Raw genomic sequence first — 10796 nt, forward strand, 5'->3', positions numbered from 1 at the left:
CTCACGCCCGATCCCCCGCCCCGAACCCGACACCACAGCGACCCTGCCCACCAGCGTTCCCATAGTCCTGACGTCCTTCACTGAGCCGAAACGGATGTGTCGAGGGAGATCACGGCGGTGCCCCGGAGGGTCACGGTGCCGTCGGGCAGGGCGACCGTCAGATCGAGACGGGCCTCGCCGTCGTGTACACCGGTGACCGTCCCGGTGCAGACGGGGGTGGAGTTGACCGGAGTGACCGCCGTGAAACGGACCCCGAAGGAGCGCACCCGCTCCTGGGGTACCCAGTCGGTGAGCAGCCGCCCCAGATAGGCCATGGAGAGCATGCCGTGGGCGAAGATATCGTCGATGCCGACCGCACGGCAGGCGTCGATGTCGATATGGACGGGGTTGTGGTCCCCGGAGGCGCCCGCGTAGAGCGCCAGGGTGGTGCGGGTGACCGTCGGGGCGGTCAGGGTGAGGGTGTCACCGGTCTTCACGCCGCATCCTCCTCAGGCGCGGCCGCCGCACGGGACCCGGCCCGCGCATCGGTCCCGGCCGACTCACCGGAGCTGCCCAACTCGTCGGTCGCGACCAGCTCACCGGACCCGGCAGACTCACCGAACCCGGCCGACGCACGGGACCCGGCCCGCTCACGGACGACGATGGTTCCGGTCAGCGTCGCGACCGGGGCGCCGTCGCGGGTCACCTCCGTGGTGCGGACGATGAACTGGAGGGCGCCGCCCTTCTTCGCGTAGACATCGGTGACCTCGGTGGCGAAGGTCAGGGTGTCCCCGGCGTAGGCGGGCGCGTGATAGGTGAACGACTGTTCGCCGTGGAGGATGGTACGGGGGTCGATCCCCAGCTCCGTCAGGAACCGGCCCCGGTGCGGGTTCTCCAGATCGAGGCAGAACAGGAAGGTCGGCGGCACCGGCAGATCCGGGTGACCGGCCGCCCGCGCGGCCTCGGGATCGGTGACGGCGGGATCGTCCTGCCCGGTGGCGCGGGCGAAGAAGCGGAGCCTGCCGCGCTCCACCTCGACCGTGTGGCCGGGGACGCGGGTGCCGATGACGGCACGGTCGATGGGCATGTTCAGGAGACCTTCTCGAAGAGGGTGACGACTCCGGCGGTGCCGAGGCCGAGATTGTGCTGGAGGCCGAGGGTGGCGCCCTCGACCTGGCGGGCGCCTGCCTCGCCGCGCAGCTGCCAGGTGATCTCGGCGGTCTGGGCGAGGCCGGTGGCGCCGAGCGGATGGCCCTTGGAGAGCAGTCCGCCGGAGGGGTTGGTGACGACCCGGCCGCCGTAGGTGTTGTCGCCGCTGAGGATGAACTCCTCGGCGCCGCCCTCGGGGCAGAGGCCGAGTCCCTCGTAGCAGAGGACCTCGTTGACGGTGAAGCAGTCGTGCAGCTCGACCACGGGGATGTCCCGGGGGTCGACCCCGGCCCTCTCGTAGACCTCCGCGGCTGCCGCGCGGGTGACGTCGGCGCCGACGAGGGAGATGGCGCTGGAGCGGTCGAAGACGTCGGCCGCGTCGGACTGGAGGGTCTGGGCCGCGATGGCGACGGCGCGCCGGACGCCGTGGCGGCGGGCGAACTCCTCCGAACAGAGGATCGCGGCGGCGGCGCCGCAGGTGGGCGGGCAGCACTGGAGCCGGGTCAGCGCTCCCGCGATCCGGGGCGAGGAGAGCACGTCGTCCTCGGTGATGGGGTCGCGGAAGACGGCGTACGGGTTGTTCGCGGCGTGGGCGCGGGCCTTGACCGAGACCTTGGCGAAGGTCTCGGGCCGCATCCCGTACTTCTCCTGGTACTCCCGACCGGCGGCGGCGAAGTACTGGGGGGTCAGCGAGAGTCCGGGGTCGATGTCGTAGAGGGTGCGCAGGGTGTCGGCGAAGTCGGTGAGCGGGAGCGGGCGGTCGGTCCACTTGGGGCTCAGGGCGCCGGGCGGCATCTGCTCGAAACCGAGGGCGAGCGCGCACTCCACCGCACCGCTCTCGACCGCCTGCCGGGCGAGCCAGAGCGCGGAGGAGCCGGAGGCGCAGTTGTTGTTGACGTTGATCACCGGTACCCGGGTCTTCCCGGAGCGGTAGACCACCCGCTGACCGCAGGTGGAGTCGCCGTACACATAACCGGCGTAGACCTGCTGGACCGTGTCGTAGGGGAGTCCGGCGTCACGGAGCACCATGCTCACCGCGCCCGCGCCCATCTCGTCGTACGTCCGGCCCGCGCTGGGCTTGGCGAACGGAATCATCCCGACCCCGGCCACCAGCACTCTGCGGCTCATAAACCCTCCAGTGAGTTGGTTAGCGCCCCTTCACTTTCTGCGCCTCCTATGCAGGTGTCAAGGGTGACTTGAAAATTTGGATGGGTTTTCAAGGAGTACGGTCTCGGTGATGCGCACCCCGGTGTCGCAACGATCACTTCCAGCCAGCCGACGCCCGCCGATCAACCGTCGGACGGCCGGACGCGGTCCTTCCCCGCGACGACCGGCCGACGCACCGGCCCGGGACACCGGCCCGGGACAGCGACCGGCACCACCGGTCCGGGACACCGGTCGACACCCGGACGCGCCGTGGGGACGGCGCGCGCGGGCCCTTCACCCACACAGCGAGGAGCGCTGATGCGAGCAGGACGACGGACCCGTACGGGTGTGGTGGGACTCGCCGCCGCGGCAGTGGCCGTGACGGCGCTGGCGACACCGGCCCGGGCCGGGGACGAGGGCGGGACTCCCGAGCGCCAGCGCGGCGGCTCCCATCAGCTGACCCAGCGCGCGATGGACGCGCTCGTCGCGTCGGGCATCCCCGGGGTGACCACCCACGCACGCGACGCCCGGGGAGCGTGGAAGGGTGCCTCGGGCGTGGGGAACCTGCGCACCCAGGCCCCGCGCGGAACCGGCGACCACTTCCGTATCGCCTCCATCACCAAGACGTTCGTGGCGACGGTCCTGCTCCAGATGGAGGCCGAGGGCAGGCTCGACCTCGACGACACCGTGGAGCGCTGGCTGCCCGGACTGGTGCGGGGCCACGGCCATGACGGCCGGACGATGACCGTCCGCCAGCTCCTCAACCACACCAGCGGGGTCTTCGACTACGCGGGCGACCCCGAGTACAACCGGAAGTACATCTCCTCCCCGGCCTTTATGAAGCACCGGTTCGAGACCCGCTCCCCGCTGACGGCGGTACGGATCGCGATGACCCACCCGCCGACGTTCCCCCCTGGTGCCGCCTACCAGTACTCCAACACCAACTACGTGCTGGCCGGGCTGGTGATCGAGGCGGTCGGCGGACGCGACTACGAACGGGAGGTCGAGCGCCGCATCATCGGCCCGCTGGGGCTGCGGTCGACGGTGATGCCGCGCACCGACCCGAGGATGCCGGGGCCCAGCGGCCGGGCGTACACCACCTTCTTCTCCGGCCCGCCCTCGGCCGGGCAGAAGGTCTACGACGTCACCCTCCAGAACCCCACCCAGTCCTGGGCGGACGGCGACATGATCTCCACCGCCGCCGATCTCAACCGGTTCCTGAGCGCGCTGCTGGGCGGACGGCTGCTGGCCCCGGCGCAGCTCAAGGCCATGAAGGACACCGTCCCCAACCCGAGGGACCCGAACTCCTCCTACGGGCTGGGGCTGGAGGCGACGACCATCGGCTGTGGCATCACCCTGTGGGGCCACAGCGGCGGCTGGCCCGGTTCCCTCTCGAACGCGGTCGCCACGGAGGACGGCCGCCACACCCTGGCGTACAACATCAACGGTGACTGGCTCGACCAGAACAGCGCCGGACTGTTCATCGGTATGCAGGAGGCCCAGTTCTGCGGGAAGGACGTCACCAAGGGCGACCAGGCCCGAGGCGGCGGCACGGCCGAACGGGCCGGTAAGGGCACGGCGGTCCTGGGCGTCCCGGTGAACCGGGCTGTTCCCGCGCCGTAAGGGCGACGCGCCGTAGCCCTGGTACGAGAGGCGTGGGGCCATGGGAGGCGCGTCCCGTGGCCCCGCGCGGTGGAGCGCCCGCAGGGCGCGGTGGCCGGAGTTCCGGTCCTGACCTGTGGCACCCCTGCCCAGGGCCCGCCCGGTACCCTGACACCCCGCACGGCACCATCGACCCGCGCCCCGGCGCGACGGTCACCGGATCTCGCGGGTCAGCGCCTCGGACCCGCCACCACGTAGACGGCGATGCCAGTGAGCGCCAGGGCCACGGCCGTCCAGGCGGCGACCGCCGTTCCCGGCGGTGACACCATCCAGGTCAGGACCTGGTTCGCCCCGGTCGTGGCGGGCGGGACGACGAAGGAGACCATGAGCCAGCCGAACGGCGGGAGCCAGGCGTACCGGCTCCCGCACCACGCCGCCCCGAGGGCGGCGAGCCCCATCAGCCCCGCACCGTCGCGCACGACGACGGCGGCGGAGACCCGCTCACCACCCACCAGCATCAGTACCGCGCCGACGGCCACCCCGCCGAGCAGGACGTGTCCCGCCCGGCGGGGCACCCAGCGGATCGCGGCCGTACGGTCCAGCGCGAGATCCTGTCCACCGAGTCCGGCCGCGACCGCCATCACCCCGGCGGCGAGGACGAGCGCGGTGAGCCGGAGGTCACCCGGTCCCCCGCCGCCGCTCCGGCCGAGCGCCCACACCGCCACCGCCAGGGCCACGACGGCGGCGAGCGAGGCGGGCACCCCCCGCGAGCGCGCGTAGAGCGTCAGCCATCTCACCGGGACGCACCACCCGTCAGCGCGGCGAGCGGGTCACCGGAGCAGGAGAACGCGGCGGAGTGCAGCGCCGCGATCCGCCGCCGCTGCTCCCCCGTCGGCAGCGCGCTGAACGTCCGCCAGACCGGGCGGGCCGCCTCGGCCTGGTGGCGCACGGTGTGCATGGTGCCGTCGAGCGGCCGGACGCCGTCCCCGAAGACCCAGGCGGCGGCGACGCTCTGCGCGACGGTCTCCTCCAGGGTGCCGCTCACGGTGTCGCTGCGGGGGACGCAGAGCGGGGCCAGGCCCTGGGCGACCAGCGCCCGGGTCAGCCGCTCGCCCCGGGCGTCGCCGATCGTCCGGTCCTCGAAGTCGATGAGCACGGTGTCCCGCAGCCGCCGCGGGGTGGCGAAGTGACCCCGGAGGTCGGTGGCCTCGTGGATGGCGACGGGCGCCCGGTCGCCCAGGGCGCCGCGCAGCAGCCGCAGCGCCTCCGCGCCCGGACCCGCCAGATCGTCCAGGCGGGCCCGCTGGGCGGTCGTCACACACACCGCGCCCTCGCAGACCCGCGCGGCGGCGGCCCGGTCGATGACGTACGTGTCGCGGGGGTCGGCCGGGAGCACCAGCGCGGCGACGGCCCCGCCCGCCACCAGGGGCGTGAGGGCGAGCAGCCGGGCCCGCGGGGTGGCGGCGGCCAGCAGCGCGAGACCCGTGGCGGCCAGGCCCAGCAGCCACAGCGTCTGTCCGAGGTGCACCGGGACGGAGAGGGTCAGCAGCGTCTCGCGTACGTCCGCCACGGCGGGCGCCAGCAGCGACAGGCGGTTGGGCACGGCGGACGTCGGTACCGCGTCCTCCGCGGTCTGCCGCAGGACACTGGAGAGCAGGAAGGCGGCCACGGCCAGGGCGGGCGGGGTGAGGACGGAGGGCAGCGCCCGCGCCACCCCCATGCCCAGCACGGCCCCCGCGGCCAGCGCGAGCGCTCCCACCAGCGAGATGGGCAGCCAGCCGAGGTGGGTGTACGTGGCGTCGCCCGCGAGCACCCGTACCGCGCCCAGGAGGACGAGCAGCGCGAAGGCCGAGACCAGCGCGAAGGCCGTCGTGCCCGCCAGGGCGGCGGCGCGGTGCCATGCGGGCCTCGGGGTGGTGGCCAGCAGTTCGGATATGCCCGAACGGGGTTCACGCAGCCCCTGGAGGGCCCCGAGCCCCACGGCGAGCGGCCACAGGAAGAGCAGCAGATGCCGGGTCCACAGGGCCATGGAGGTCCACTGCCCGGTCCACCGTGTGGGGCCCTTCGCCCACGCCCCGGAGACCAGGTGCAAGAACGCGAGCGCGCTCACCAGGACGACGACCCCGGCCCAGGGGGCGACGGAACGCCGCAGTTCGATGCGCGGGATACGGAGGTTCACCAGGCACCCCCCGTCCCCACGGGCCCGGCCAGCAGCGCCGAGTAGCCGCGCTCCAGCGGGCTGTCGCCCACATCGTCCGGGCTCCCGATCGAGGCCAGTTCGTCCGGGGTGCCCTGGAAGACCAGCCGCCCCTCGGCGAAGAGCACCACGTCGGTGCAGGCGGCGGCCACGTCCTCCACCAGATGGGTGGAGACGACCACACAGGAGTCCTGGCCCAGTTCCTGGAGCAGTTCGCGCAGGCGCAGCCGCTGCGCCGGATCCAGCCCGACGGTCGGCTCGTCCAGCAGCAGGATCGCCGGGTCGTTGACGATGGCCTGGGCGACGCCCGCGCGGCGCACCATCCCGCCCGACAGGGACTTCATCCGCTCATCGGCGCGGTCGGCCAGCCCGACCCGTTCGACGGCCCGCTGCACCGCCGCGGGGATGTCCGCCGCGGGCACCTCCTTCAGCCAGGCCATGTACTCCACGAACTCGCGCACGGTGAAGCGCTTGTAGTAGCCGAACTCCTGCGGCAGATAGCCGATCCGGCGGCGCAGCGCACGGTGCTCGCCAAGTCCGCCCAGGGACTCCCCGAGCAGCTCCAGCTCGCCTCCGGCGGGGCGCAGCACCGTGGCCAGCGCCCGGATCAGGGTGGTCTTGCCGGCGCCGTTGGGGCCGAGGAGGCCGTGGACACCGGTGCCGAGCGACAGGTCGAGCCCGTCGACGGCCATCCGCTTCCGGCCGGCTCTGACCTTCAGCCCGGTCGCCCGGATCTCCCAGGCGTAGGCCGTGGGGGCGATATCGATCCTGCTCACCAGGGGCATGACGCGCGCCTTTCTCTCACAGTCTTCTCGGTGCCGTTCACGGTGTCGCCAGCACCGCTCAGGGCGGTTTCGGAGGATGCGCTTCCGGCGCTTCCGGCGGCTCTCGTGGTACTCGTGGCACTCGTGGTACTCGTGGCACTCGTGGTTCTGACGGGAGTGCTCAGGGTGGTTCTCCTGGTAGGTCTCACACACGTTCTCGGGCCGGGCCGGGCCATCCGTCGGCACCCGCGCCCGCGCCCGCGTCCGCGTCCGCGTCTCCGGCCGGCCGGTCCCGTCCGTACGGACGTCCCAGGGGGCGCCGTCACGGCCGCTCAGAGGTCAGCGGTGGGCGCCCAGCACGGTGTACGCGCCCCTGCGGGCGATGACGACGGCGACGCCGAGGGCGAGGAGCAGCCCCCACACCGGAAGCCCCTCCGTCTGGAGCACGACGGCCGTCCGGCTGGTGACCAGCGTCGGCGCCGCCACCAGTCCGGTCCACGCCACCACCAGCGCGACGGCCGCGCGGGTCACGCCGATCACCCCGCCGAGCGCCAGGGTCAGGGCGGTGAAGGCCAGACAGGGCAGCAGCCACTGGGCGGCCGTCACCCCCGTCGCCCATCCCCCGGCCAGCAGCAGCGGGATCACCACCGTGAGGACGGCGGCGGTGCGCCGCAGCACCAGTGGCAGCCCGGCCCTCGGCGTCGCGGCCGTCAGTTCGTACGCCGGGTCCAGGCCGCGCGACCAGGAGGCGGCCACACCGCAGACCGGCAGGACGGGAGCGAACAGCAGCACCAGGGAGATCTGGCCCGCGCCCGGCCCCACCAGGTCCAGCAGGAGCGCGAGCGCCGTCACGGCCAGCACCATGGCCAGCCAGGGCGTCATGGCGGGTGTCGTCCAGGTGGAGAGCCGGGCCCGGAGGCGGCGCCGGGGCGCGGGGGCGACCTCGGCCAGCCGGGGTCCGAGATCGGACCAGACGGCCTCGGTCAGCGCCACGACGGCGGGCGCCCCGGCCATGACGGCGTCCGACAGCCGGTCACGGCAGACCCGGCACCCTTCCAGATGGGCCTCCAGCGCCCAGACCTCGTCCGCGACGAGGTCCATGGCGCCCCGCGCGTACCCGTCGATGAGCCGCGCCGACGCGTGTGCCACGGAGGCGCCGTCCGAGGCGCCCGTGATGTGTTCCGCATTCATGTCAGTGCCTCCCGCATCGCGATCCGGGCCCGGCGGGCGCGGGTCTTGACCGTTCCCTCGGGCAGTCCGAGCAGAACGGCGGTCTCCCGGACGGACAGTCCGTCGAGCACCATCGCCTGGAGCACGTCGCGCAGCTCCGGGGCGAGCAGGCGCAGCGCGTCCCCGACATCGCCGCCGACGGTGGCCACCAGTGCCTCCTCCTCGGCCGCGGGCGCGAGGGCGCGCCCGGCCGCGGCGGGCGGTGGTTCGGCGTGGTGGGCCCGGCGGCGGAACGCGTCGACGAGACGGCGGGCCGCGATCGTCCACAGCCAGCCGGCCGCGGTCCCCCCGGCGCCGCGCCCGGCGAAGGAGCCCGCCGCCCGCCACACCGCGAGATAGGTCTCCTGCATGACCTCGGCGACGATCTGCGGGTCGGCGCAGCGGCGGTTCAGCCGCACCGCCAGCCACGGCGACGTACGCCGGTACAGCTCCTCGAAGGCGGCCCGGTCCCCCCGGGCCACCCGTCGCACCAGATGTTCCTCGTCCAGTTCCCGCGGCACCGCCGCCCCAGCCTCTCTCACACCTGCTAGACGTCCGGCCGGGGCCACGGGTTTTCCCCGCGGGGTGATCCGGGTCACGTACGGGAAGCCGCCAACGCGCACGCCGGGCGGGGACGGTGGGCTGCCCCGTCGGCCATGGTCGCACCGCGTCCGGCCGGTGAGCGCCACGCACCCGTCGCCCCCCACCGGCCCGCACCTGGCTCCACCCACCGGCCCGCACCCGTTGGCACCCGCCCGCACCTGGCTCCACCCGCCCGCCCGCGCCCGTTGACGCACCCCCGGAGTGCGCGCCGATGCTCATCACGCCGCACAACGTGAGCGGACGACGACACGAAGGTGTACGACATGCCCCTCTCCAGAAAGCCCCGCCGGGACCGCCGCCGCCTGGCGCGCCTGACCACCGGCGTGGCCGCCCTCGCCCTGCTGGCCGCCCCCGGCGTCAGCGCGACCGCCGCCCCCTCCGACACACCCCCGCGCGCCTCCACCACGACGCCCCGGGGCCCGGTCCTCGATGTCCAGCGGACCGCGCGGGCGCAGGTGGACGAGTGCTTCCGGTCGGTCGGCGGTGCGCGGCCGAAGCCCGTGAACGGCTCCTGCCCGTCCGGTTTCCAGCCCAAGATCAACGGCGGGTACGTCTGGAGCGCGGCCCGCTCCGGTGACTACGCCTACTTCGGCACCCTCGCCAACGCCACGTGCAACGCCTCCTCCAGCTTCTCCGGCGACGCCACACCGAACCACGTCAGGAACGCGGAGGTGTGCGAGTTCGGCGAGGGCGCCGCCGCCGGGGAGCTGGGGGCGCTCCACGGGGACGCCCGCACCCCGCGCGTCTTCCGCGTCCACGCCGACACCCAGAAGGTCCAGGACCTCACGCCCGCCTCGGATCCGCTGCTCAAGCGCACGGTGGGTCTGCGGGGCGCGGCCTCCGACGACGGTGTGGTGTTCCTCTTCGGTCAGCTGGTGGCCGAGGGGCAGTCGGTGGGCACGGGCCTGTCGATGTTCGCCTTCGAGGGCGCCACCGGCAGGTTCCTCGGTTCCAAGGCGTACTCCGACCTGGTGAGCGCGCGCGGTGGCGTCGTCGCCGCCGACGGCAATCTGTATCTGGCCGCCCGCGCCCCGGGCGCCAGCGGCGGGCGGGTGCTGCGCTGGACCGGGGACAAGGAGAACCCGTTCGCCTTCGAGGTCGTCGCCCAGCTGGAGAACGACCCGGGCTACATCACCACCTTCCGCGACCGTCTGGTGGTCTCCGGCTGGGGCACCCAGATCCCGGGGCAGAAGGGCGCGGTCAGCGGCGGTCCCGCGAAGATCTGGATGAGCCCGCCGGTCCCGCCGTCCGGACTGACCTTCGACACCGCCGCCGCCTGGGAGCCGATCTTCTCCTGGGACCAGTACGACCCGGATCCGGCGCTGAGCAAGGGCGTCGCGTGGGGCGCGCTCACGGAGTGGCGGGGCGAGCTGTATGTGGGGAGCTACAACCAGGCCGCCGTCGGCGCGGTGCAGACGATGTGGCAGACCTACGGCGAGGCGGCACAGCCCAAGGGGGACGTGCTGCGCAAGCGCGACATGATCTCCGGCAGCCGTCCGGCGACCGTCTTCCGGATCAGCGACCCGGGCACCGACAAGCAGCGGACGACCCTGCTGTACGGGGAGCGGAAGCTGCCCGTCTACAACCCCAACACCAAGCGGTGGACCGCCAAGGAGAACCTGCTCGGCCAGTCGCCGAAGTTCGGCCCGTCCGGCTTCAACGGCAATGTCGGCAACTCCTACGCGTGGACGTTCACCGTCTTCCAGGACCGGCTGTACATGGCGACCTTCGACAACACGGGCCTGATCACCCCGGGTGCCCGGTTCACCGCCGTCAACAACGGGCTGTCGGACACCACGCGGAGGTATCTGGAGACGATCGCGGGTCCCTCCCTCAAGGCCACCCTCGGCGGCGGTGACGTCTGGCGCATGGACGACCCGGCCAAGCCCGCCGTCGCGGAGACCCTCGACGGCTTCGGCAACCGCTCGCAGCACGGTGTGCGTGTGTTCCTGCCGTTCGAGGACAAGGGGTTCCTGTACGCGGGCATGGCCGCCGCCTGGAACCTGCGGGCGACCACCCGGGACCGGGGCGGCTGGGAGCTGAACCGGCTGACGCCGGGCAGCCACCGCGCCGCGCTCGACACCCGGCTGCCCAAGGACGCCCGTGAGGCCGCGGCGGGCGCGGGGGTCGGCGGATCCTGACCCGCC

At 73.4% G+C, this 10796-nt stretch carries 10 protein-coding genes; 2 read left to right on the forward strand and 8 right to left on the reverse strand.

From position 1 onward, the window contains the following. Positions 1–77: 77 nt before the first annotated feature. From ACFVIM_RS27890 to ACFVIM_RS27900, 3 genes are read right to left on the reverse strand one after another with little or no spacing between them, the layout of a single operon-like run. Entirely contained in the window at positions 78–476 is a 399-nt protein-coding gene (locus tag ACFVIM_RS27890; RefSeq protein WP_384306806.1) for a MaoC/PaaZ C-terminal domain-containing protein, read from the reverse strand. Continuing rightward, positions 473–1066, reverse strand: a complete 594-nt coding sequence (locus ACFVIM_RS27895; RefSeq protein ID WP_384306809.1) for a MaoC family dehydratase N-terminal domain-containing protein — start codon at positions 1064–1066, stop codon at positions 473–475. Before ACFVIM_RS27895 ends, ACFVIM_RS27890 begins: the two co-directional genes overlap by 4 nt. Before the next feature lie 2 nt (positions 1067–1068). Next, on the reverse strand, positions 1069–2256 hold the full coding sequence (locus ACFVIM_RS27900) for a lipid-transfer protein (RefSeq protein WP_384306813.1): 1188 nt from the start codon (positions 2254–2256) through the stop codon (positions 1069–1071). A gap of 336 nt (positions 2257–2592) precedes the next feature. On the opposite strand from ACFVIM_RS27900, the gene ACFVIM_RS27905 reads away from it, so the two are divergent. Next, the gene (locus ACFVIM_RS27905) at positions 2593–3897 is read left to right on the forward strand and encodes a serine hydrolase domain-containing protein (protein WP_384306816.1); all 1305 of its coding nucleotides are present in this window, start codon (positions 2593–2595) and stop codon (positions 3895–3897) included. Between the two features lie 209 nt (positions 3898–4106). Here the strand turns inward: ACFVIM_RS27905 and ACFVIM_RS27910 are convergent, their stop codons facing one another. The 5 genes from ACFVIM_RS27910 to ACFVIM_RS27930 form a co-directional block, all read right to left on the reverse strand. Next, positions 4107–4673 carry a hypothetical protein gene (locus tag ACFVIM_RS27910; RefSeq protein WP_384306819.1) on the reverse strand — a complete coding sequence of 189 codons (567 nt, stop codon included), beginning with the start codon at positions 4671–4673 and terminating at the stop codon, positions 4107–4109. Next, positions 4670–6055, reverse strand: a complete 1386-nt coding sequence (locus ACFVIM_RS27915; RefSeq protein ID WP_384306822.1) for a hypothetical protein — start codon at positions 6053–6055, stop codon at positions 4670–4672. The genes ACFVIM_RS27910 and ACFVIM_RS27915 overlap by 4 nt, the downstream gene beginning before the upstream one ends. Further along, positions 6052–6858 carry an ATP-binding cassette domain-containing protein gene (locus tag ACFVIM_RS27920; RefSeq protein WP_384306825.1) on the reverse strand — a complete coding sequence of 269 codons (807 nt, stop codon included), beginning with the start codon at positions 6856–6858 and terminating at the stop codon, positions 6052–6054. The genes ACFVIM_RS27915 and ACFVIM_RS27920 overlap by 4 nt, the downstream gene beginning before the upstream one ends. A 318-nt stretch (positions 6859–7176) precedes the next feature. Then, a complete protein-coding gene (locus ACFVIM_RS27925) occupies positions 7177–8028 on the reverse strand; it encodes a zf-HC2 domain-containing protein (protein WP_384306828.1) in 852 nt (283 codons plus the stop codon). Then, positions 8025–8588: an RNA polymerase sigma factor gene (locus ACFVIM_RS27930; RefSeq protein WP_384306831.1), complete on the reverse strand. Its 564-nt coding sequence runs from the start codon at positions 8586–8588 to the stop codon at positions 8025–8027. Before ACFVIM_RS27930 ends, ACFVIM_RS27925 begins: the two co-directional genes overlap by 4 nt. Positions 8589–8912: 324 nt before the next feature. Here ACFVIM_RS27930 and ACFVIM_RS27935 point away from each other — a divergent pair, with 324 nt between their 5' ends. Continuing rightward, positions 8913–10790, forward strand: coding sequence for a hypothetical protein (locus ACFVIM_RS27935; RefSeq protein WP_384306833.1), 1878 nt, complete (start codon positions 8913–8915; stop codon positions 10788–10790). The last annotated feature ends 6 nt before the right edge of the window (positions 10791–10796 follow it).

This window comes from Streptomyces sp. NPDC057638 (assembly GCF_042800315.1).
GTDB lineage: Bacteria > Actinomycetota > Actinomycetes > Streptomycetales > Streptomycetaceae > Streptomyces.

Coding starts and splice junctions, on each gene's coding strand:
- ACFVIM_RS27895 (WP_384306809.1), bottom strand. CDS start 1,066: ATGCCCATCGACCGTGCCGTCATCGGCACCCGCGTCCCCGGCCACACG.
- ACFVIM_RS27900 (WP_384306813.1), bottom strand. CDS start 2,256: ATGAGCCGCAGAGTGCTGGTGGCCGGGGTCGGGATGATTCCGTTCGCC.
- ACFVIM_RS27905 (WP_384306816.1), top strand. CDS start 2,593: ATGCGAGCAGGACGACGGACCCGTACGGGTGTGGTGGGACTCGCCGCC.
- ACFVIM_RS27920 (WP_384306825.1), bottom strand. CDS start 6,858: ATGCCCCTGGTGAGCAGGATCGATATCGCCCCCACGGCCTACGCCTGG.
- ACFVIM_RS27925 (WP_384306828.1), bottom strand. CDS start 8,028: ATGAATGCGGAACACATCACGGGCGCCTCGGACGGCGCCTCCGTGGCA.
- ACFVIM_RS27935 (WP_384306833.1), top strand. CDS start 8,913: ATGCCCCTCTCCAGAAAGCCCCGCCGGGACCGCCGCCGCCTGGCGCGC.